At 60.4% G+C, this 23,235-nt stretch carries 15 protein-coding genes and 1 pseudogene; 6 read left to right on the forward strand and 10 right to left on the reverse strand.

What is annotated here, in order from left to right; all coding sequences use genetic code 11:
- Positions 1-14 precede the first annotated feature (14 nt).
- Both mobF and QMG25_RS15240 read right to left on the reverse strand, forming a co-directional pair.
- On the reverse strand, positions 15-3,566 hold the full coding sequence (gene mobF, locus QMG25_RS15235) for a MobF family relaxase (RefSeq protein ID WP_283461715.1): 3,552 nt from the start codon (positions 3,564-3,566) through the stop codon (positions 15-17).
- Positions 3,563-3,853 (reverse strand): hypothetical protein, encoded by a 291-nt coding sequence (locus QMG25_RS15240; RefSeq protein WP_283461717.1) that lies wholly within the window; start codon positions 3,851-3,853, stop codon positions 3,563-3,565. Before QMG25_RS15240 ends, mobF begins: the two co-directional genes overlap by 4 nt.
- A 1,191-nt stretch (positions 3,854-5,044) precedes the next feature.
- On the opposite strand from QMG25_RS15240, the gene QMG25_RS15245 reads away from it, so the two are divergent.
- Complete coding sequence (locus QMG25_RS15245) at positions 5,045-6,307, forward strand: hypothetical protein (RefSeq protein WP_283461719.1); 1,263 nt, start codon at positions 5,045-5,047, stop codon at positions 6,305-6,307.
- 327 nt (positions 6,308-6,634) lie between these two features.
- On the opposite strand, the gene QMG25_RS15250 is transcribed toward QMG25_RS15245, so the two are convergent.
- From QMG25_RS15250 to QMG25_RS15270, 5 genes are all read right to left on the reverse strand, one after another.
- On the reverse strand, positions 6,635-7,693 hold the full coding sequence (locus QMG25_RS15250) for a DUF4192 domain-containing protein (protein ID WP_283461722.1): 1,059 nt from the start codon (positions 7,691-7,693) through the stop codon (positions 6,635-6,637).
- Between the two features lie 98 nt (positions 7,694-7,791).
- A complete protein-coding gene (locus tag QMG25_RS15255; RefSeq protein ID WP_283461724.1) occupies positions 7,792-8,760 on the reverse strand; it encodes a hypothetical protein in 969 nt (322 codons plus the stop codon).
- Positions 8,760-9,233 carry a hypothetical protein gene (locus QMG25_RS15260; protein ID WP_283461725.1) on the reverse strand — a complete coding sequence of 158 codons (474 nt, stop codon included), beginning with the start codon at positions 9,231-9,233 and terminating at the stop codon, positions 8,760-8,762. The genes QMG25_RS15255 and QMG25_RS15260 overlap by 1 nt, the downstream gene beginning before the upstream one ends.
- 183 nt (positions 9,234-9,416) lie before the next feature.
- The gene (locus tag QMG25_RS15265; RefSeq protein ID WP_283461727.1) at positions 9,417-9,686 is read right to left on the reverse strand and encodes an SRPBCC family protein; all 270 of its coding nucleotides are present in this window, start codon (positions 9,684-9,686) and stop codon (positions 9,417-9,419) included.
- Between the two features lie 323 nt (positions 9,687-10,009).
- The gene (locus QMG25_RS15270) at positions 10,010-10,720 is read right to left on the reverse strand and encodes a DUF6338 family protein (RefSeq protein WP_283461729.1); all 711 of its coding nucleotides are present in this window, start codon (positions 10,718-10,720) and stop codon (positions 10,010-10,012) included.
- 584 nt (positions 10,721-11,304) lie between these two features.
- On the opposite strand from QMG25_RS15270, the gene QMG25_RS15275 reads away from it, so the two are divergent.
- The 3 genes and pseudogenes from QMG25_RS15275 to QMG25_RS15285 all read left to right on the forward strand — a co-directional run bounded on the left by QMG25_RS15275 (position 11,305) and on the right by QMG25_RS15285 (position 14,920).
- A complete protein-coding gene (locus tag QMG25_RS15275) occupies positions 11,305-13,494 on the forward strand; it encodes a helix-turn-helix domain-containing protein (RefSeq protein WP_283461731.1) in 2,190 nt (729 codons plus the stop codon).
- 10 nt (positions 13,495-13,504) lie between these two features.
- Positions 13,505-13,846, forward strand: a pseudogene (locus QMG25_RS15280) (AlbA family DNA-binding domain-containing protein); the annotation flags it as partial.
- Between the two features lie 552 nt (positions 13,847-14,398).
- Positions 14,399-14,920: an ATP-binding protein gene (locus QMG25_RS15285; RefSeq protein ID WP_283461797.1), complete on the forward strand. Its 522-nt coding sequence runs from the start codon at positions 14,399-14,401 to the stop codon at positions 14,918-14,920.
- A gap of 1,459 nt (positions 14,921-16,379) precedes the next feature.
- Here the strand turns inward: QMG25_RS15285 and QMG25_RS15290 are convergent.
- Positions 16,380-16,616 carry a hypothetical protein gene (locus QMG25_RS15290; RefSeq protein ID WP_283461733.1) on the reverse strand — a complete coding sequence of 79 codons (237 nt, stop codon included), beginning with the start codon at positions 16,614-16,616 and terminating at the stop codon, positions 16,380-16,382.
- 144 nt (positions 16,617-16,760) lie between these two features.
- Here QMG25_RS15290 and QMG25_RS15295 point away from each other — a divergent pair, with 144 nt between their 5' ends.
- The gene (locus tag QMG25_RS15295) at positions 16,761-19,697 is read left to right on the forward strand and encodes a helix-turn-helix transcriptional regulator (RefSeq protein ID WP_283461735.1); all 2,937 of its coding nucleotides are present in this window, start codon (positions 16,761-16,763) and stop codon (positions 19,695-19,697) included.
- Between the two features lie 14 nt (positions 19,698-19,711).
- Here QMG25_RS15295 and QMG25_RS15300 read toward each other — a convergent pair whose 3' ends face one another.
- Entirely contained in the window at positions 19,712-21,298 is a 1,587-nt protein-coding gene (locus QMG25_RS15300; protein ID WP_283461738.1) for an HD domain-containing phosphohydrolase, read from the reverse strand.
- Positions 21,299-21,412: 114 nt separating this feature from the next.
- Positions 21,413-22,129: a hypothetical protein gene (locus QMG25_RS15305; protein WP_283461740.1), complete on the reverse strand. Its 717-nt coding sequence runs from the start codon at positions 22,127-22,129 to the stop codon at positions 21,413-21,415.
- A gap of 173 nt (positions 22,130-22,302) precedes the next feature.
- On the opposite strand from QMG25_RS15305, the gene QMG25_RS15310 reads away from it, so the two are divergent.
- The gene (locus QMG25_RS15310) at positions 22,303-22,863 is read left to right on the forward strand and encodes a carboxymuconolactone decarboxylase family protein (RefSeq protein WP_283461742.1); all 561 of its coding nucleotides are present in this window, start codon (positions 22,303-22,305) and stop codon (positions 22,861-22,863) included.
- The last annotated feature ends 372 nt before the right edge of the window (positions 22,864-23,235 follow it).

Genomic DNA, 23,235 nt, shown 5'->3' on the forward strand with positions numbered 1-23,235 from the left:
CCTCCGCTCTTATTCTAAATTTCCCAGCCGACATTGGTAAGGGCAGCACCAACGGAAACCTTCACGGCGGTAGATCCATCGCGGTCGGCAACAGTGGATTGTAGCCGAGCCAGTTCTGCTTCGAGCTGCCGCCGGTCGTTGGCGCGTTCCCACTCGTAGTCTGCAGTGGGAGGGCCCAACGGTTCCGGGTCATTCCCGATCTGCCAACGATCCCTGTAGATGGCTATTTGTTCCAGCAGCGCATTTCTTACTATCGCATTGGTGACGCTGGGAAGCGTGCCGTCAACTCGCTGTGTCCACGGATCGGTGCCGGCCAGCACCTTCATTTTCAGCTCCTGGACTCTGGCTGCAGCGAGGCGGCGTACTTGGGAAATCATTTCCGTGAGATCTGGACGGCTACTGGCGAACTCCTCATGCAACCAATCATCGAGGCCATCTGACGCGCTGCCACCGAGAAGGCGGAGTCGTGCATGGAGAACAGCCATAAGGTCATCGGCGTCGCCGGGGCTACGAATCGTGTGTTCCAGTGTTGTTGTCGCCGCACGTGGCTGGGCCGCCGTTGCCCGTCTCCAGGCAGCGACACCCGCACCCCACGATGGCGAGCACTCCAAGATGCTCGCAAGCCCTGGCAGCACATGGTCGACGGCGATACGCAGGTCGTCTGCGGCCGCGATCTGGGCGAGGTAGTCGTATTCAGCGGCGAGACGATGCAGGGAATGCGCATTCTCCTGTTCCTCGTCGCGAACCTCGTGCGCGGCTCGCTCGGATCCTTGGGCTGCCAGGACTTCACCGATGATTTCCAACCAAGTCGACTCGGGCACCTCGTGCAGCTCGTCGTCACTGGCGGGGCTGGATTCACACACGTAGGCGGTGTTCTTGTCCCGTCCGCGGGTCATGCCGACGTAGAACAGTTCACGCGTCAGGCAACCTTGGGTAAGCAAGGTGTGGCTGGTGCCGACAGTGATGCCTTGGGAGCGGTGCGCTGTCGTCGCGTATCCGAGCTCGGTGGATTCCGTGAGGTACTCGCTGCTCAGCCGGATGCTCTTGCCGCTGTCGAGCCGGCGACCCATCACTGATCCATCGCGGTCCGGCGTCGCGGTGATTTTGATGAGCGTGCCATTGCGGATGAAGTCACCGGAGTCATCAGTGAGGCGCCGGTCGTTCTTGCGGGCAATGACGGTGTCACCGCGGCCCGCGTAGAGCTCGTCGCTGAGCCGCACTGTCCGGACGGCATCAACAGTGCCCTTGTCCACCAGCTCCGCGTGGGCACGTTCATTGAGGGCTGTGACAGTCTCATTGTCCGGCGCGATGAGGATCGACGAAACTCCGGCTTGGATATCCGAGGCCCACCACTCATACGCCTCGTCAACCATCTCGACGTAGTCACCGTGGCGAAAACGACCATGTGTTGCATAGGCCTGGATCGCCGCCACATCACCTACGCGCAACAGGAGCGACGCCGGTCCCTCCCACTCGTGGCTGAACCTCCGCACACTGGTCAGCTGCACCGCCTTGCCCTGCCGGTCCAACCAGCCCACGATCCCGCCGGCATCAATCGCGTCCAGCTGCGCAGGATCACCTACCAACACAATCTTGGCGCCGACATCGCGCGCCTGATGTACCAGCGCCGCCAATTGCACGGTCGATACCATCGACGCCTCGTCCACGATCACGAGCTGATCGCGCCGAAATTGCCACTGCTCGTGCTGCATGGCCAAGGCAGCCATCCGCTGCGTCGTTCGGGCCCGCTGCCACGACGAGGCTGGATCCGCTGTCTCCAAGTCCAGAAACTGTTCCGCCCGGTGAGCGGCGCCTTGGCCGACCGTTTCATACAGCCACTTGGCCACATTCTCAGCGGCCAAACCCAGCTTCCTGCCGAGCACCTCGGCACTGGCAGCTGCCGGGGCAAGTCCGACCACGCTGCCTGCTCCGAAGGCCTGTTCCCATCCGTCGCGGATGGCGGCCATGGTTGTGGTCTTGCCCGATCCTGCCGGACCAACGACGGCGTCAAGGAACCTGCCGCTGGACAGCACCTCGTGCGCTGCGGCACGTTGGTCAGGTGCCAACCCAAGGTGACCAGCAGTATGGTCACTCGTGGTGAGGAAGGTGTCGGCTAGGTGGGGCGCGATGGCGGGTCCGCCGTCGTCGTTCATGGTGTCCATCACGAATTGCTCATTGGCGAGGATGCCGGCGTCCGTGTAGAGGCGGGCGCCGGGGAACTCGAAGACGGCGTGGCCGGCGAAGGCGATGTCATTGCTGGCGTTGAGCGGGACGTTGTAGCGGTAGGCGTTGAGCGCGACGCTCTGGTACTCGGCTGCGGAGGCGACGGCGTCGAGCATGTGGCGGCGGTCGGCGGGGGAGGCGCACCGGATTTCGGCGCAGATGCGTTCTGCCTCGGCCAGGAGGTTCCAGCGGTTCCATGTGGCGCGGCGTTGCGCCACCGTCTGGCGAGTGGCGGCGGCAGCGGCGGTGACCCATAGACCGGTGAGGTCGGCAGCGCTGACGGGATGTTCGTGGGAGCGGTTGATGGTTTGGCGGACGACATCTGCGGGTTCAAAGCCGAGTTGCTGGGCTCGGGATCGCCATCCGGCGGCGAGGTCGCTGAGTGGCCGCGGGTCCTTACCCTTTGCCTGCCTGGTGGCGAGTGTGGCCTGCTGTCGCAGCTTGAGGACCATAGTGGGGGTGGGCTCACGGCCGTGTTCCTGCGTCCAGGCTGCCACAAGCCGGTCCTTCTCCTCATCGATACGGTGGGTACGGCTGGAGAACTCGTGAATGAGGGCATCATCGACCCCGACGAGCTCATGTCGAGCGTTGCGCACGTGACTGGTCGGTGGCCGGAAGCCCGGCACCGCGCCGAGGCGTTCCTGCAAACGGTCAAAAAGCAGGCCGTTGTAGTGTTCGCTGGCAGCCACGGTGGCCTTGTAGAGCGTCCTTGAATCCAGAGTGGTCCAGGCGCCGTCAGTTGCCCGCTGCACCCGGTTGGCGATGACGACGTGCGTGTGGAGTTGGGGATCTCGGGCGCGGGATTCCCAATGGTCAAACGCGGCGGCAACGGCGCCCTTCGCTGCGACGTGGGCAGCACCGCCGCGGCCGGTGCGGGTATGGATGGCAGATTCCTCGAGCCACTCCAGGACCTCATTGACGGCATCATGATGAGCGGCGAGGATCTGCTGCTGTTCATCGCGTGAAGCCAGCGCCCAAAGGACGGAAATGGATTTAGGGACGCTGAACGTCAGGTCGAATCCGGCCACGGCAACGCGCTGGATTTCCTCACCGTTGCGATGGGCGATAGTGGCTTTTCCATGGTGGTGGCCCAATGGCTGGTGCGTGTCCGGGTGGTCGGCGTTGGTGAATACTGCGGCGGCGTCGTCACTGGTGACGGGGTCCAGCCTTTCACGGCTTATGCCAGCCAAGCCGCTGCCGATCCACCGGCCCGGGGGAGTGCCGGCCTTCATGTAGTAGCTCGCGGCGTCGCTTGGGATGAGGGGGACGTCGTCGTGCATGGTGGTTTTCAACAGGTACTTGACGCCGCTCTTCGCGGTCAGGCGGGCGATGGAGATAGTCATCGGGATTCCGCCGAGATCTTCGTGTTCCAGCCGCGGTGGTGGAAGATTTCCGCGGTGGGCCGGTCAAGGGGGATGCCGAGGTGGTCGGTGAGTTGGAGCATGCGGACGGCGATCTGCATCAGGTCCTGCAGATCAGCGTTTCTAGTCTTCAGGATTCGCGAGACCTCCAGTTTCAGCTCGACGCATTCAGCCTTGGCCTCTGCAAGCTGACTGGACTGGTCAAAATACTTGTTGGCCAATAAGTGCAGCTGGGTCCGCTGATCGTCGATGACCCGGTCGCGAGCCAAGACGGATGCCTTGGACTTGGACAGGATGGCAGACGTTCCAGATTGCAGGCTGTGCAGGTGCTGTTTCTCCGCGTTAAGCAGGCGAGCGTTGCCATTCGCGTGCTCAAGGGCAACGAGGGTTTGGGTGTTTGTTCTTGCTGTGGCTCGTCGAGTATCCCGCCGGCGTCGCTCACGGGATCGTCCTGAGCACGTGGCTGAACAGTACAGCTGGGTGGTGCGCCGCGGTTCAAACGGGGCTTGGCATTCTGGGCACTTTTTCGTAGACATACAGAATCATGGCCAAATGGGCCCAGATCACCATGACTGCCCGTGGAACTTCCCGCCACGGGCAGGACCTTGGATGCCAGACGTGTAAGGCTGGGTGCGAGGCGACTCATGCGATAGGTGCGACGAGGTTGAGGGGGATGGGTGCCTAAAACGTCTCGCTAACGGTGCGCTCTCGCTGGGGCCTATCATTCAGCGGCGGCAAATCGGCAGATCGGTTTAAACAGGCCGTACACGGGTGGGGTAGTCCACGGAATCGCTTAGTAGGCCTTAATATGTGTTTGACAACGGTGCGGCCTTTTTTGGGCGACACAGGCACTGATTTTCGTTATCGAACCACTGCGGGACCGACTAACGGCAGGGGCAGCCGATTCGGTCAACAGATTCTTGTGATTCCACGGGTCGCCGCTATGGCGCCCATGTTCGTGGTCTTCTGGTGGGCGCGGGTAGTCTGTCCTTCAAATCTACCGAGATCTCGCAAGCGGTCAGCCTATCAGCGTCGGAATGGGGTAGCTAAAAGTACGGCCAGCACGATGTCTCATTTCCCACTTAAGCTGAAGCGGCAATGACCTTCAATTCAAGTCTGATCCACCACCATACTGAACTTGACCGACAACCCCGCCCCAAAATAAGGCGGCATAGTCCCCTATAGGGCCTCGACGTCGGTAAATGATGGCCTAGCTGTCAGCCGGAGGTCACTGAACGGCTTTACATGTCCAGGGAGTATGGAGCCCAGCTGGCAATGAATTGCAGCGGAGCATCAGAAAAGTCAACGAAACGAGAATGCGCGACTCAATCATTTCAGACAACACGCTCCCGGCCTCTAAGTCGCAAGTGAAGTGCAGTGTCAGAAGCGAACGATACGGTGGGTATCAATCTGTTTTCGAACCTCCACCCCATCAATCAAATTCACCGCGGGAGACATATATGGAACAAAGTGCATTTCAGAATCATTCTCTCTGGGAAACCCTGGCCGCGGTTTCGCGTGTTCTTTCGGAGATTGATGGGTTGGCCGACGTTGCTGTTTCTTCTAGTTTGGAAGAAATTCGCCACCTGCGGGCACACTCCGAAGCGTTGGTTGAGACCGATCAAACCTTCCTCATAGGCCAGTCTGCGGTGGATTCCTTGGACTCCGCCTGGGGACAAGTGAATACAAGCTTGAATAATTACCTACAATCGCCAGCGAGCCACCTCCAGCATCTCGAAAATGCCAAGGGTGGTTACCTGGACAGCGTGCGCAGCGCCCTCACTCAATTCCCTCGGGCTGAGGAAGCTGGTGCGAAGAAGGCCGCGTCTACTCGCGCCGCGTCAGCGTATGTCGAGCAAGTGGAAACTGCCCGAGTACTCCTCGATAAGCAGATCGAGGAATTGCGCGCTGAGCAGGAGCGGATGACACTCGTACACGCAGAGGATCTGGAGAGGTTCAGATCGTCGGTGCAGGAAGCTGAAGAACATCTCGAACGGTTGACTACACGGATCGGCGAAGGTGAGAGCCGACTTTCAACCGCTCTCACCGAGACGAACGATGCATTCATCAAAGCTCAAACAGATCGGCAAGATCGTTTTGGCAAGTGGCTTGAGCAGCAGGAACAAGAGCTTCTTGAGCAGGCCAAACCCCATCTTGACAGTATTATAGATGCTGATGATAAGGCGGAAGCGGCGCTAGAGAAGGTGGAGTCCCTGAGGACGAGCGTTGTTGGCATGTCAAACCTCGCTGCCGGCGACATTCTCGGGGACCAGTATAAGAAATCCGCACGTTGGGATCGTATCGCTGGATACGTCGGCTACGGTGTTGGGATTCTTGCTGGTATCGCCGGTGTTTATCTTATTTTATTTGCCTTTGGAAATATTGAAACCGGCCTCAGCTGGCCTCAAGTAGCACTAAAGCTCGGGATGACAGCTGGCATCGGAGGTATCGCGACGGTCGCGTTCCGGTTTGGCGGGCACTCATTGTTCCGTGCCACTGCATTCAAACGGCAGGAGCTCGAACTTCGAGCGATGACCCCGTTCCTGCAGGATGTAGAGGGCGCCGATGACGCGAAGCTTGCATTCGTCAAGCAAGCCTTCGGGCGAGCGTGGATAGCCGAGCAGAAATCAGAAGACGCTTCGCAGGACAGCACAGCACAGGCAGACTTGGTCAAGTTGCTACAGACGGCAATTGAGGCATTCAGCAAGGCCGGAAAAGTATGACGCGTAGGTGACTGTCCTCCGACCGTGTAGCTAAAGGTCTGCACGCTATTCATTTGACGGATCCCCGCTCGTCCCTGATTAAATTGTGAGTCTAATCTGAGCGATCACTCGAACATAACACGCCCGTTGGCGACGGAAGAACTGGTTAGGGATGCGGCTGGTCTATTAAGGGGAGTGTGTAGGTTGAGCCTGGGATAACCTTTGCCATGTCCGAAATGCCCTTGGCTATGTGGCTGGCGACGGCTTCCGGCTAGAAACCCATCGATACCGTCTTACACGCGCGACCCATTTTGGCCGTCGGTGCTGGAGTCCTCGGAATTGGGAGCTTTACACCATGCCCATCCCGCCAATTTCCGGTCCGCGGGTGTGCGGTGGCTGGTATGCGGTTTGCCTGTCTGTGGCCCAGTCGGAGAGGATCCCTTCGCGCACGAGATGGTCGGTGAGTTGGGCGAGGCGGTAATCAGGGTCAGACTCAAGCGCGCGTTGAAAGCATTCGTGAGCTTTGCTGCCGTGGCCTTCCCACCATTGGATGACGCCTAAGCTGGTGAGCACGGGGGCAGCATCGGTACCGTCTGTGCGCATGTAGAGCTGGAATAGCAGTTCGGAGGCGCGCTCGACGCGCTTCCAATGGGGGCTTTGTTTAGTTTGGCCCAGGAGTAGGTCGCGCATGCTGTCGTCGATGCCCGGGATGTCGGCGAGGAGCCGGTCCCGGACACTGATGAACTTGAGGTTGGCGATGAGCTCGGCGGCTTCGTCGTCGGTAGGTTCGCTGCCGCCGTCGAGCGTCTTGTTCCACAGGGTTCTGGCGCGGGTGATTGCAGCCTGCGGGTTCATGGCTTCGATCCTGAAACAGTGCCGCAGGATCTCGGTGCTGAGGGCGGGCCGGGCTATCACTGGGATGCGGAATCCTGGGGAGGCTTCGATGCTGGAGCCACGAAAGACGAGTTCTGCATTGAGTTCGCTGGACAGCACCCTGTCCAAGGGGTGGCTGACACTTCCATCGGTGCCCATGAGTAGGTAGTTGGTGAAGGTGGTTTCGCCGATGAGCCAGCCATCCCGGACAACCACTCCTTGCAGGCTGAGCCTGCCTGTCAGTTCCTCCATCACGCTCTCATGGGGACGCAATTCATTTGGGTTCCAGGGCGCGTGGGTGAAGATACCGAAGACGACGCCGGTTGCCTGACGGTCCGTGCTGACATGATGCACCACCTGGTCGATGAAGTGGTTGGTGTCGGTTCCGAGAACGGGAAGGTTCACCCTGAGCGTGGCTCCGATGCGTTTGTCGTCCAGGATGACGCAGACCAGGCTTTCCTCGGGCCAGAATCCTAGACTGTGGCCCATCAAGGCGATGAAGTCGTCAGGGGTTTTGATGCTGAGCTTTTCCATGATGCCTCCACATGGCGGTGCTGCTGGCTGATGCCGGCAACACATGTTCATGGTTTGGAGGCGCGATAACTACATGACCGTCACCGCCGATGGATCGCTCAATGTCCCTGGAGTAGTTGTTCTGCCTGGTTGACGAGGACGCGGTCGCGGGGGAGCAGCTTCGTGCCGCGAAGCTGGGCGTCCCTGATCTCGACAACCCGCCGTTGAAGGTGCCTCGTGACTCGGCTTGCAACAGGGTCGAGGAGAGGTGTCCATCGGTTGCGAAGCAAGTATTTTCTTTTGGTGCTGCTGCGCCGCCATATTGGAGTCAGCAAGACCATCAGCCAACGGGAACGGATATTGCGCCGCAGGATTCCCAATGATTGGCGGAAGCGCGGCAGAATGAGGCCGATGCTGACGAGGAGAACGGCCATAACTTCAAGGGTGGTGAACGACAAATTCAGGACGCCAAGTAAGTGGCTTCCTTGGGCGGGGGAGGCCGCGACCATCCCCAGCAGCAGCCGGTTCCCCAATGCCAGCGCCAAGCAGATGCACCCTGCCGCAAAGCAACCGAACCCCGATTTGAACGTTCTGCTCCTCATTCTGGGCAGGAACCGCATGCACGTCAGTGCGGCATCGGCGCAGACCCAGATGATGAACGCCGAACCCATCCAGAGGAAGACCTGCATGCCAGGCTGGCTGCCATAGGCCAAGGGCAAATTCTGGTTGGTCACATCCACATGGCTGATAAAAAAGCCAACGACGACGCATGTGCCAGCCACCGAGATGGCCACACGTCCGCGCACGAGGTGGTGCCGCCGTCGTACTTGGCTGCTGACGGCGGCCAACACGGTGGCGGTGTGGAATTGCCAGAAACTGACCATGATGGCGATGACCAGGACCAGACCCACGTGGTTGCGGCCGCCGAGAAGAGGATCGACCGCGTTGTAGACGGCAGGGATAAAGAGTGTGCAGGCCAGCGCTGCGAAGAACGTAGCGCGTAGGACGGACGCGCACTCCCTGTCCAAGGCTGTGCGGATCCTGACGAGCGTCAGCAGCCACAGCATCGCCGCTGGGAGGTACTCCATTATCCGAAGACCTTGCTGAAGCCTGCGGGGTCCGACGGAAGGTCCCGAGCTTGGGAGAGGCGTTCCATGAGGAGGCCTGCCAAGAGCTCGGTGGCGGCTTCGTCCTCGTCCTCGAAGCTAACACGACCCAATACCTGTATTGGTCCTCCCGGGAATCCGGGGAGGTCCACCAAGCGCTGTGATGTCGGGGTGCACCGGTGTCCAAGGATCATGTGGGCGAACTCGTGCAGGATGATGTACTGACGATGCCACGACGAGTTGAGCGGGGCGTGCAGGACATAGTCGCGTCCCTCGTGGAGGAACCAGAGCCCGCAAATGTCGTTCCCACGCAGGGTGCTCAGTTCCCCGATGACGATGGGGCGGCCGTTCTTGGCCTCGATCCAGGACTGGATGTCGCCGAGGTCAGGGTGCTCGCCAAGCTCAAGCCGGTTGATAGCACTTTGTGCGGTGCTGCGGCTCTTTCGGGTCGTCATGGCAGGGCTCTGTGTGACTGGCCGCGCTGATGGGCACGCAGCGTATTCCTTGTGCCTATTGTCCCCACGGGTTGGTGCTGGCGGACGTACATAAACGGAACCGATCGAAGTGCTTCAGCGGATGTGACGATTCACCGCGTACTTCATGGTAAATCTGTCCGTGGTAGCTGGCCAGACATGAAACTAATTCTTGTCCGTCTTCCTTGCCAAGTATGCCCGAAGCCCGGCCTCGCCGCGGCGCATCAGGGCTGCGTGGGCGTAGGTGAACACGGGCCTAGCGACGGGGCTGAAGAACGTCATCCAATGGCTCGTGGGACGTACCCGCCATTCGATGTCCATTTGAGTTTGACCGTTGCTTGTTGAAGAGAGTGTGACTCGTCCTTCGCCGGCCAAGTCGCCGCCGGCGTTGAACGTGACTTCATTCAGAGTTTCAACATGGGTTGGGTGGTACATCACTGAGAGTGTATAGCCCAACGAGGCCTTGAAATTTAGGGTGGCAGTTGATGCAAGGAGGAGCTCAGTTTTGCTGGTGCCTGCATCTGGCACCCGTTGGAGAGGAATTCCCTGCGTGCAACCGGGCCACCAATCCTGCCAGGCCATATTGGGATCGGCGATGACGTCCCAAACTTCCTGCCTTGAGTTCGGAAACATCCACGAGGATGAGAGGTCATACAGTCGAGCTGTCATGGTGACATTGTTGCACGGCACATCGGAGTAGACTCGCTATCGTCAAATAGCATGCTCCTTCGGACCTTGGGGTCTGTCGGATTGCGTCTTTATGAGTCTTCGACGTCAGGGGCTGATTTGGGCTCATATGAGACAGTCATGAAGTCTATTTCTGAGGCGGTGACGACTATCATTCCGACGCCTTCCAGTTCAATCAGGTCATCGCTCCCGGGCAGTCGGCACTCAATCGTGCCATTGAGTGTCATGGCCCGGTCCGGTCCCTCATCGGCCGATTGGGTGTAGGAGTCGAGCCCGCCTTGAATCCAGGCTCCGCTTTTGAGCTGGACACCGACATTGACGTAGTGCTCAGGTTCGGCTTCGAATGCTGCGCTCCAGGCCGAGAGGCCGCGCTCGAATACTTTGAGCTCCTTGCGAGTAGCCTTCTTGTACGCCCACGCCCTGAATCGCTTGAGGGCTTGAAATGCGGATGCGGATCCGTAGGCTAGCCCCAAGGCTGTGGATACAGTAAGTAGCCCGAGTACGACTCCGATGAAGAGCTGGGTATCTCTCGCGATTAGCTCATCGGGTTTGGTGACGAAGGAATATAGATATGCGGCAACCGGCGGGCTCAGGAAAGACAACAGATAGGTGAGCACGAAAACGGTCCCGAGCGAAGCCACTGAAGCAATAACAACCGAGGCGGTTTCCCTGAACGCGGACCTCTTTACGGTCGGCCGGTGCCCTTCATAGCTCCAGACGAATGCAACGCCGGGGAGCAGTAGGGAAACGTATAGCAGAGCTGCAACGGGGTCTGTAGGCATAGTTCCTGATTCTTGATGCTGGGTCGGTCATAATGAATCTACACACAGCACACTACTTAGGAGGACAATATGCCGGACGCCAAGTCTCAGGGCAAGCCTGCCGGGGCCAACAAGCAGGCGGATTCGCGTTCCATTATCGCCAAAGAAGGGCAGAAGCCAGCCAACGTACGACGACCAACAACAGTTCTCCAGCCAGGGCAGAAACCTACGTTTCCGGGGAAGAAGTAGTCACTTAGTGACAGCCTCGTTTCGCACGGCTGGTGGTGGCTGCCAGACTTTCTTCAACACAGTCCGCGAGGGAGGGAGGCTCCAAAGGTGTCCGTACCTATGTCGTAGCCCTGCGTTGGCAGCAAAATGAGGAATCATAGGGTGTAACGAATGCCCAGTTGCTAAAGGACCCGTAGTGAACGTCTCAATACCTCGAACCAACATTCACGACCTTGTGCTCGAACTTGCTTCGCTGCCGGACGAGACTCAGACCTCCTGAAGTAGGATCTGGGTTCCCCTAGTTTCCGGGGTTTTTTCGGGCGACATGCCGTCGGAAATCCGTTGAATTATTGTAGTCGTCCGGTAGTGTTTTAGGCATGTCGGAGTCGATTTTGGAGTTTGCGGGAATGCCGGATCCGGCGGTGCTTCGCCGGGTGGATTCGCGGGGCCAGACGACGGTCCTGCTCGGGACGCGGGTGCTGTTCTTGTATGAGTGCGACGACGCGGGGATGCGCAATCTGGCGGTGGTCGCGGTCACGGACGCCGGGGTGGCGTGCCGCCGGGCGGCGGAGTTGTTTGAGCTGAGCCCGCAGTACGTGTCGATGTTGCGGGCCCGGGCTCGTTCGGAGGGCTCGGCCGGGCTGGTGCGCCGTAGGGGGCGTCCGCCCAAGCTCAGTGACCGGCAGGTGGCCCGGGCCAGGACGTGGGCCGGGCAGGGCATGACGCAGACCGAGATCGCTGCCCGCCTCAAGGTGGCACGGTCGGTGATCAGCGAGCTGCTCGCCCGGCACGGGGTGATCAGCCCGCAGGAGGAACTCGAGATCGCCGCGCCCGGGGCGGCCGGTGCCGGCAACGGTGCGGGGGAAATCACGGACGGGCCCGCGGGCGGGCACGACGGGGACGATGCCCCCGGCGTTGTACCGGAGGAAGCCTCCCCGGGGCCCGAAGCCAGTGGCTCTGAGGCGGCCACCGCACGCATCGATTCGGGTACGGTCTTCTCCCGGTATGCCGGGGCGATGCTGCTGCATGCGTTCCTTGACCGGGTCGGTGCCGAGGCGACGTTCGCGACCCTGGCCGGCGCCCTGGGGCGCCGTTATGACAACATGTCCGTGCTGACGACAGCGGTACTGGGCTTCGCGCTCGGGGCCGGCACCGTGGAGGGGTTCAAGCACCTGCGCCGGGGCGAACTCGGCCCGACTGCCGGGATCGCCATGGTCCCGGAACTGGCGACCCTGCGCTCCCGTCTGTCCGCCTTGGCCGACGCCTCCGACCCACTGGCTGTGCAGCGGGCCTTCGCCGCCGGGATGCTCGCCTTCGACCCGGCCGAGGATTCGCTCTACTACGTTGATGACCACTTCGTCCCCTACGCCGGGGCGAAGCCGGTGGCGAAGGGATGGAACACCAAACGCCGCCACGCCCAACCGGGCCGTGATGACACGGTCCTGGTCGATGCCCGCGGCCGGGCCGTGGTCTTTGGCTCCGGGGAGCCAACGTCGCTGGCCTCCAACCTCCCCGGCGTACTCACCCAACTGAGGGAAGTGATTGGACCGGATGCGCCGATCCTGCTCGGCTTTGACCGCGGCGGGGCATTCCCCGTCGCCTTTACTGCCTGCCGAGACGCTGGCGCACACTGGATCAGCTACCGCCGTGCACCCCTGGTAGAAACCACCGCCACGCCCGAAACGTCGGCGACGATGCGCAACGGCAAGGACATCAGCGTCGACCTCGCCGATGAAACCGTGGCGATCAAGGGTTACGGGGACGCACGGCAACTAACGCTCTTCGAACACGGCGCACCCGTGCTCCAAGTCCTTACCAGCGAAACGACCGGCACCGGGGCGGACCTGCTGTGCTGGCTGCGCTCCCGCTGGCGGATCGAGAACATGTTCAAATACGCGGCAGAGCATAACGGCATCGACGCCCTCGCCGACTACGGGATGGATATTGACACCGACACCCGGCTGGTCACCAACCCCGCCCGCACCGCGGCCCGCAAAACCGTCAAAACCGCCGAGACCACGTTGGCTGACGCCGAACGCTCTCTGGCCCAGCTCCTCGCCGGTGGTGGCACACCGAAACAGATGAATGCTTCCCTGCCCGGCATCCACCGGCGCATCGAAGACGCGACCAAGGACCTCGCCGACGCCAAAAAGGCGCTCAAGCCCATCCGGGCCAAACTCCCCGCGAACGAGCTGAACGCCGACGCGCAACTCGCCCGCCCCCACCTTCAACGCCGAAGCATGCAAATGGTGCTGCGGCTACTGGCGTTCAACGCCGAAGCCTGGCTCGCCGGCCGCCTCAACGCCTACCTCAACGATCCGGACGAATACCGGGCCATCACCCGACACCTGCTCCACCAAGGTGGCACCATCAACTACACCGCCAAATCCATCACCATCACCCTCGAACGCCCCGACAGCCCACGCGTCGCCCGAGCCCTTCAACTGCTCACCGCCGAACTCAACAACACACCCAGCCGGCTCCCCGGCGACCACCGCACCCTGAACTACCAACTCACCCAGACACAAACTTCAACAACGAACGAGTGCCTACTTCAGGAGGTCTGAGACTGAGTGGGTTGAGTTCAAGGAGAACAACGAGGACCCCCAGCTGATTGGCGAATACATTTCGGCGTTGTCGAACGCGGCGGCGATGGCCGGCCAAGTGTATGGCTACTTGATTTGGGGGATACGGGATGGTGACCACTCCGTCGTGGGAACTTCGTTCAATCCCGGTCAGGCGAAAATTGGCAACGAAGAAGTTGAAAATTGGTTGCTGAGAATGGTGACCCCAAAAATCAACTTCGAGTTCTTCAGTGTCAAGGTACAGGAGCAAGATGTTGTTGTTCTTCGAATTGAACGCGCATACGGTCATCCTGTTCGGTTTCAGGATACCGAATTCATCAGGATAGGGACTTACAAGAAAAAACTCAAAGAGTTCCCTCAAAAAGAGCGCGAACTTTGGCGACTTTTTGATCAGACTCCGTTTGAACGGCTAGTAGCCCTGGAAAATGTCCGAGCTGATGACGTTCTCCGCATGTTGGACTACCCCGCCTACTTCGACTTGATGGACCAGCCGTTGCCAGGCACTCCGAACGAAATTTTGAATGCCCTCTTCGCGGAGAAGTTCATCGAACTCTCTGCCTCCGGGGGGTGGAATATCACCAACCTCGGTGCGCTGCTTTTTGCGAAGAACCTGTCGGATTTTCAGAATCTGGCCAGAAAGTCTGCACGGGTAATTCAATACAAAGGTGTGGGCCGAATCGATACGCTCAAAGAACAAGTAGGCGCCCGAGGTTATGCAAGCGGCTTCGATGGACTCGTTGGATACATCGAAGCACTCCTTCCATCCAATGAGATCGTCGGGAGGGCCATTCGAAAAGACGTTCCAATGTTTCCGCCACTTGCAATTCGAGAGATTCTGGCAAACGCCCTCATCCACCAAGATTTCAGCGTCGGCGGATCGGGACCCATGTTTGAGATTTTCGACGATCGAATTGAGTTCACAAGCCCCGGCATTCCTCTGATGGATCCCAAACGGTTTGTAGATACACCTCCCCAGTCAAGGAATGAAGCGCTGGCCTCCGTCATGCGAAGGACAGGAATCTGTGAAGAGCGGGGAAGCGGTTGGGACAAGATCGTGTTCCAAACTGAGTACCACCAGCTACCGGCACCGCTCGTAGAGGTAACAGAGAATCACACCCGCGTAGTTCTATTCGCTCATCAGCCTTTAACGAAGATGGACAAGGATGATCGGGTTCGAGCGATCTATCTCCACGCCTGTCTCCGGTACGTGACTCGCCAGCATACGACGAACACGTCTGTCAGAGAACGATTTGGTATCGCTCCTAAGAACAGTGCCCAGGCTTCGCGCCTGATCAGAGAAGCTGTAGCTGTTGGAGTCATCGCACCGTTCGACGCAGATGCTGCACCTAAGCTACGACGTTATGTACCTGAGTGGGCCTCGGGAGGGGTCACCAATTCAGGTATGTAGTTTTCGGTTCCATGGCGAGCTCGGGCGCAATGAGTTGAATCTTTACTTGATGGGTACTTGACTGGCCGGGTTCTTAGCCAGCATTTTGGTTCTTTTTCCGCTGAAAAACCACATGAATGCACGGTTCGTGGTACTTGATGGGTACTTGACGCGAACTCGCCGTTACATGTTTGGGGCATCCACGGGGCTTGGTCCACGTATCCCAATAGTCAGAGGCAGAAGGACACGGGCGGCACGGGATTCAGCGTGGCCGGCGTGGGCTGCAATGGTGGGTGAATATGACCGACTCATTAGAAACTCATTAAATTGGGCGACAACTGCCGCCTCTTCAGTACCATCCATTGTTATGAATCCGTCGCACTGCCAAAGGCCAGGAACGGCTTTTGACAACTCGAATTGGTCGATCGAGTCGACAGCGGGGGTCATGGGTTCGAATCCCATAGGAGGCCCATTGGTGGTCGGTAGTTGCCAATAGCCCCGAATGGTGGGCGTTTTTGCCGCGAAATGGGCTTATTTCAGGGATATTGACCCCATAGATTGCAACCGTCGTCGGTTCAAATCTGATAGGGGCCCTCGAGTTTTTTCGGGGCCAAAAAGCCCGGATTTACAGGGTTTTCGCAGTGGCGGGGTGGGTTTCCGCCCCGTCATTGCGCGTTTAAAGGCCATGTGCGTTCGAACGCAAAGGTCGTCGGTTGGAATCGGTCACTAGGGTGGGGTATGCGCCGCTGACCTGCGGTTTTGCTGTGGGGGAGGACCCTCGAAATGAGTCGTTCGGACTGGACTCATTAAAAACACATTAAGTTGAACCCAGGCCGGAATCGGTTTAGGTACGTCCCGGGGCACTATTTGACGTTGCCCGCCCTCGCTTTCGTGGTGTTTTCGATTCATGCGCTGATCAGGGATTTGTTGGCCCACCCTAGAATTCCACCGTTAGCCGGATACGTTGTGTGTATGGTTATGGCCCGAGCGTGCCAGAGTTTGCGCTTCGCCCAGTCTTGGGCTTCTCGCTGCGCTGGACCTGCCGATCAGCAACCGGCTCACCCCGAGGCGCGGCTTTCCAGCCTTTGAAGCGCGTAGGCGCACTTTGTTGGCATCGTTCAACCGTTTGCACGGCTCGGCGTTGTGGCTGACTTCATGAGTGTGGATGAATTTGCTTGACGAGGCCATGGAACCGCGCACACTGTACGGCGCCCTTGGGCGGGGGCTTTCGTTCAGAGTCCGCATTTCCGGTCTTCTGTTCGTGCCAGCTGATCCGCGCCAAGACATGGATCGTTGTTGCACATAGCTTCCTACGCAGCTATTGTCTCAATTGATCCGGCACTCCATTCTGCGGGCCACAAATATGTCGATGGACTAGCTGCCTCGCCATGGGCAGAAAGACGCCGAGACAACAAGTTAACGATCCTGCGCCCGCCAGGCGTGGCCGGTGAAGACCACCGCCGGAGGGGTGCGGGATTGCTTAGCTCTCCGGGACCCAAGACGGGGCAGCGGTCCCTGCGCCGGTGAGAGCGTCGCAGCGGACAAATTGAGTTCCGATTCTGGTTTGCTTGCAGTGGTGGTTGGTTACAACTGTCACAGTCCCTTCCAATGTACCTGGATCCGGGCGAGCATTTGCCGGGGCTGGGACGGTGACGGCCATCAGCACGGCGGCGATTGCAATGCTCGCCGGCCGCAATGCCCGGTGTGTTGTCTTCATGGTCTTGCCTTTCATTGAGTGTATTTCCGATACCTCTACGGTCCTCCCCGGACCGCCCTAGGCGCATCGTGGCTTCCCCCTGAGAAACTCAACGAAAACCCTCAGATTCCTTCCCGTTTGGGGAGGTTGTGGGAAACTTGTGAGGTGAGCCAAAACGTGGAGGCGATTAATCCCGACCTGGTGGGCCGGGCAACGGAACTAGCTGCGGTAGACGCATTTCTGGCCAACGTCTGCGCCGGGACGGCAGGAACACTGGTGGTCTCCGGAGACCCTGGGGTCGGAAAGACGGCCCTTGTGCAACGCGCCTGCGCTGCACTCCACTCCCAAGCCTGGGTTCTCGCCGGGGCTTGCCTGCCGTTGGCGTCAATGACGGTCCCGTTCTTGGCCCTTCGATCGGCGTTTCGCCGGGCCCCCACGTTCGACGGCGTTGCTTACCCCACGCTGAGAACAGCCGGGGAGGGGCTCCAGGACGTGCCGGGCTTGATTGACGACTGGCTGGAGGGCCTCTGCGTGCTCCGGCCGGTGGTTTTGGTGATAGACGATCTGCAGTGGGTGGACCAAAGCACTCTGGATGTGCTGATGTACCTGATCGCCGGGCCGCCCGAACGGCGTCTGGGCATTATCGCCACCTTGCGCAGCGGCGAGGTCGGCGAAGGGCACCTGTTGCAGCGCTGGCTCGCCGACATCCGACGCCTGCCTCGAATCCATTGGATGGAACTGGGACCCTTAGACCGTTTGGGCACCGGAGCCCAAATCTCGAATCTGCTGGGTGCTCCTCCGCACCAGAGCTTGCTGCAGGAAATCTTCACCCACACCGCCGGAAATCCCTACCTGAACCGCCTATTGGTCTCGGGCATTCGGCCGGAGGCCCGGCACCTGCCTCCGAAGCTGCCGCTGGACCTGAGAGCTGCGGTCCTGCGGTCTTGGCGGAGCCTTTCCCTCGAAGCCCGGCAGCTCACCGCGCTCATGGCTGTTGGTGGCCGGCCAATACGCGCCCGGGACCTCGCCACCGTCGCACATCCACAAAGAGACCAGCAGAGCGTCCTTACGCTTCTGAAAGAGGCAGCCGAGGCGGGAATCGCGGAGTGCGGCGCGGACGGAACGCACTGGTGGTTTCACCATCCGCTGATCGTCGAGGTCCTTGAACAGGAGCAAGACGCGGACGGGCGGCAACGGTGGCACGCAGCATTCGCCGCCCACCAACAGGACCAGATCAACGCTGAGAATACACCGGACTTTGAGTCACTGGTGGCGCTGGCGGACCACCATTACAGCGCAGGTCACATTGCCGAGGCGTACCGGTGGGCCCTGTGCGCTTCCACTGCTGCCGGGGATGCCGGAGGTGTGACAGAGATGCTGCGCCTGCTCCGCCGCGCCGTCGAACTTCGTCATACGGTGCCAGAGGCGCAGGAAAGCGAGCTGGAGTTGTGGTCCATGCTGCGCGTTGCCGCAGAGAAGACAGGGGCGCTGGAAGTGGAACTGACAGCGGTACAGGAACTACTAGCAAGGACCGACGCTGGCCTCCAGCCCCTGGATGTAGCGGAACTGCTGGTGCGCCGGACACACCTGCTCTTCTCTACGGGACGGTCCTTTATGACCGTGGAGGATATGCGCCAGGCACTCCGGCACGCCAGCGCAGACCCGTCCAGTTGGCAATACGCACTGGCACTGGCTGAACTTGCCCACGTCGAGCTGTGGAAAAACGATCCCGAGGCCAGAAGCAACGCAACCCGGGCGCTCGCCATTGCCCGCGCGGCCGGCAACCCCCATGCTCTGTCTTATGCACTAACGGCAAATGTCATGGGCTCGGTGATCGAAGGTAACTCACCGTCGGATCTGGCTTGGGGGCTCGAGGCGATGGCGGCCGCTGCGCAGGCCCGGGACTTCTGGGGTTTTGTCCACGCCACGCTCTGGCATGCCAATGCCACCGAGACGTGGAGTAGTCAGCGCTTTGCAGACCTTATGCGGGCAGGCCGGCACCAGCTGACTGAGCTCGGAGCCCCGCACCTGTACATTGCCAAGCTCGCCACCGACGAGGCGGGCAGCTACCTGGCTATTGGCCGTTGGCGCGACTGTGAGCGGGCGCTGCGAGTGGCGCTGGGCTCGGACCCCGGCACCATGGGCGATGTTGGAGCCCGGCTGTGCGCCGCCCGACTTGCCCTCTGGCAAGGCCGGCAGGGCGAAGCGCAAGCCCACCTGGCACGGGCCGAGGAACTTTATGAACACTTTTCGGACTTCCTCAATTTGGACTTCGATGCCATTCGGGCTGAGGTCTTCCTAGGGGGAGGCTTCCCCGAGGCTGCTTACGCTGCGGCGATGAATGGCGCCACCGCCACTAGCATGAAGCCGACCATGTGCGAATGGCTTGTTCCCCTTGCCGCCAGATCACTGGCAGATCAAGTCCAGGCGGCCCACGATGCTTCGGCCCCCACTGACACCATTATGGTCCTCATCGACGAGCTGGTGCGTCGCTTTCCGGCCGTGCTCAGGGAACCTGGCGACTGTACCGCGTTCTATGAACGGCAGGTGGCAGCATTCAACCTGCTCTACAGCGCCGAGGTGGGCCGCGCCCGTGAAAGCCCCAGCAATGCCACAGATTGGATGCGTTGCGCCGACGCCTGCGGGGCAGCCACGCTTTTGTGGGAAGAGGCCTACTGCTGTTGTCGGGCGGTGGAATCGATGCTGTTGCACGGACACAGCCAACGCGATCTGGCCAAGTCCTTCCTGCGCCGCGGTCTGGCGCTCACCGAGGAACTTCAGGCCGAACCCATCCGCGCCCAGCTACTTGCATTTGCTACCCAGGCCCGCATCAACATCACCGTGCCAGCTACCATGACACCATCAGGGATCTACGCCGAGCTCCCCGGGCTCACCCAGCGCGAACGGGAAATCCTTCACTACGTCATCGCCGGACGAACCTATAGTGAAATCGCACGGGACCTGGTGATCAGCGAGAAGACGGTGAGCTCACACATCTCCAACCTGCTGCGCAAAACCGGTGCCGCCAACCGTGTTGACCTCTCACGTCTAGCGACCCAACCAGCCAGTGCCACCCCTGCACCAATCCCGGGCCTTCGCTGAGCTGCTGGTTAATTTCATGATTCTACGTCTGCTTCGCCCAGTGGCGCCACGAGGCCGTGCTGGAGCGCATAGAGGCTGGCTCCGACCCTGTTACTCGCCCCGATCTTCGCGTAGGTCCGCTCAACGTGGTTGCGCACTGTCTTCTCACTCAGGAACAACCGGTTGGCGATCTGGCGGTTGGAGAATCCACGTGCGACCAGTCCAAGCACCTCGCGTTCACGTGCGGTGAGCAGGTCATCGCGTCGAAGTTTGGGCGTGTGGTGCCCGGCGACGCTGAGGATCGCGTCCACACACTCGGGATCGAGCGCCCCGGACGCGCTCTTGGTAAGCAGGCGCATCTTTGCCCGCTCGGGGTTCATCGGTTCGCGGTAGGGCCGTGGCTCCAGCGCTGACTGGTACGCGACGGCAGCGGCCAGGATACGCTCGCTGCGCCCAAGCATCGAACCCCCGGCCCCGAGTGGGTACCCGGTGCCGTCGAGATACTCATGGTGTGCGCGAGCGAGCGTGCGCACGTCGGCCAGCCCTGGAATCCGATCCAGCACACGCTCGGTCAGGTAGGGGTGCATCCGCACTCGCTCCCACTCCGAGGGACTCAACTTCCCGGGTTTTGACCACACGTGGTTGGAAACGCCGAGCCTGCCGAGATCATGCAAGTGTCCAGCCTGCACCAGCGTGCGGACCTCCCCGGTGCCGAGGCCGAGCAGTTCTCCGGCCGACTCTGAGAGTGTCGCCACGGCCCGTGAGTGGCCCAGCGTGAACGGGCACTTGAGATCGACGAAGTCACCGATCGCGCAGACCAGCCGGTCAACACCGTCGTTGGTGAGCCGCACCTCCGGGTCCGGCGCATAGCCCAAGGCTTCCTTCCACACATCCCCCTCGGGAGCAGCAGCAAAGATCCCTTCAGGGGAGGCAAGAACGGCATCAACTACGGCAGGGTCAAAGTGACCCCCGCGCCTGCTGCGGGCCATCGCCGCCACCGCCTCGAGTCCGTACAGCCTGTAATGCACCTCCGCCGTGTCAGCAAACTGCGCGATCCTCATCTCGATCGGGATCGCTTCTCCTGAAACACCCACCGGGAGCCCGCCGCCGTCGTACCGTTCGAAAGTGTAGGCAAGTGCGTTGGCAACCGCCTGTGACAGGCCGATATGCTCAGCCAAGACTGCCGCCGACGTGCAGTGTGAGTGAATCAGTTTCCCCAGCTGTCCGCGGGCGTCCCGGAACAGCGCGCCCATTATCTTCAGCCGCTGCGGAAGCGGTTCACCCTTGCCCACATTGCCAAACAGGAAAAGCATGTAGGGCATGCCGGACCAATCGACGAAATAGGATTCGCGCCGGACCGCGATGTCGTCACCAAACCATTGGGCGTACTCCTGGGAGTCAGCGTGACACCCAATCCACATCACCAAAGTGGTGTAATAAACAGTGCTGAGCTGCTCACGGTCCAACCCGAGTCGGCTGGCAAGGCGGCAGGCGATCGTCGCCGAGCGAAGCATATGTTCGGCGGGTTGGCCGAGGCCAAGGTCGATCGCGACGGAGAGCCCGGCCAGCACGTCCACCCGCCGGGGAAGAACTTCGCCTCCGTTTTTCACCGGACTCGTCATGGTTCATTCTACGTCCGTGCAACTCCACCGGGAGTTCGAAGTTCATCTCAGTTCTCCAGTAACGTTCGGATCCAGATCACATTTCCAGGCCCCTGGGGAGGTGTATTTGCGTGTTCAGTCATTCGTGGTTGCAGTGTCCGCCGAGGCGGTGAACCGTGCCTGGCCAACGAAGAACAGGCCCCGCTGGGGAAGCCAAAAGTCGCCGAGCCGGGATTGTTCCGTCAACGGGCCCAGGTCACCCAGAGGCGTTCCGTCCAACTCGGCGTCTCCGTCGATGACTCGCCACACTTGAAGTGGTGCTGCTTTGAACCCTTGGCCGTTGGGGGTGCGCCCGTGCAGCCGGACCCGCCCGGAGCGTAGAACACCGCCCGCCATCGGACCCATCGAGCCCAGCACAGCGTCACTGTTCCATGCCCGCTGCGGCATCACGGCACCCATCGTCGTCATTGCACGGGTCGCCGATGTCGCCTTCAGGGCTAGCCGCCACGAGAGGCGGGTGCCCATGGTGACGTGGACGCTCCAGTCGTCCCGCCACCTGACCTCTATTGCGGGGACTTGCTCGACCTCGGCCACGGAGCCGAAGTAGCGAGGACAACTAACAGCCGGATCTGCTGTGGTGAAGATAGTCCACCGTCCGGTAGGATCGCGATGCCAGATCGCCCGGTACGCCGTACCCAGTGAGCTCGCCAGCATGTCCCGAAGGACTAGGTAGTGACCGCTGGCGTAGGGCACTCCCATCACCCCGTACCCGGTGAATCGTTCGTCGGACCCTTGGACGAGTCGTGGGCCCGCTGCAGCTGAAGTGACTGATTGCCGTGGTGTAGTTTTCATGCACCCAGTATCGTTCCGGAACCTGCACCGTGGCGTGAGGCATCCGCCTCAATTCCTGGAGCGAGTGCTGCCTTGCCCAAGTTCAACGAAGCAGCTGTTCAGTGCGGCAACTCGCCCTACCGCTCGCAACCCTATGGTGAAACAATTGCAGGAGATCGAAAGAAGGATCTGCCATGTCCATCATTAACACCCCCGACCCATCCGACGAGGCCGTGGCCGACCTGTATGGCCCCGAGTTGGCGGATCTTGGCTACGTGCCGAGCCACACCCGCTTGATGGCCACCAACCCCGAGGCCTCCCGCGCCTTCCAGCAGCTGGTGGCTGCCATTGTGTCGCAGCTTGGTGTGCGCCGATTCGAGCTCGCAACGCTGGCCGCCGCTGACGCTGTGGGCTCGCAGGCGTGCCGGTACGCGCACGGCCGTAAGTCACTAAAACTGTTCAAAGAGGAACAACTACGCCTCATCGCCTGCGACTTCCACGACGCGCAATTGAGCGTAGCGGAAGTGGCGCTGATGGACTTCGCCAAAAAACTCAGTCAGGACTCGGCGTCTATGACCGATGCCGATAGCCTGCGGCTTCGGGAGGTAGGCTTCAGCGATCGTGAGATCGTAGACATCGCCTTGGCAGCCTCCATTCGCAACTATTTCAGCCGCGCCCTGCACGCCCTCGCAGTCGAGGTAGACGTTCCACCCGGACTCAGCCCGAGCCTAAAGGACGCACTAACCCCAAGATGACCCGGGCGGGCTGACTGTTCAATCATCCACAGTGACGGTGAAGTCTTGCTCGCCTGACATACACCAGGCTGTTCGATCGAATGGCGCACCATTGGCCGCTTCGCTCAGATGAATCTCTAGAAAGTGGTGTTGATCGCAGTCCAGCCGTGCCCCACCTGAACTTGGGTAGCCCACATCCCATGCGCAGTGCGCGGGTACAGCCAGAGATTAGTACGGTCGTAGGGTCGAACCTGTCAGGGGGCCGGCCGGCGCCGCTGACCTGCCGTCTTTGTTTGGAGGAGGGGCTTCGAAAAGAGGCATTCCAAGCTAACTCATTACAAACTCATCAAATTCGCTGCCTGTTTGTGTCTGTCCCACCGGTTTTTCAGCCAC

The sequence above is a fragment of the Arthrobacter sp. H35-D1 genome (genome assembly GCF_030063185.1).
In the GTDB taxonomy this organism is placed as follows: domain Bacteria; phylum Actinomycetota; class Actinomycetes; order Actinomycetales; family Micrococcaceae; genus Specibacter.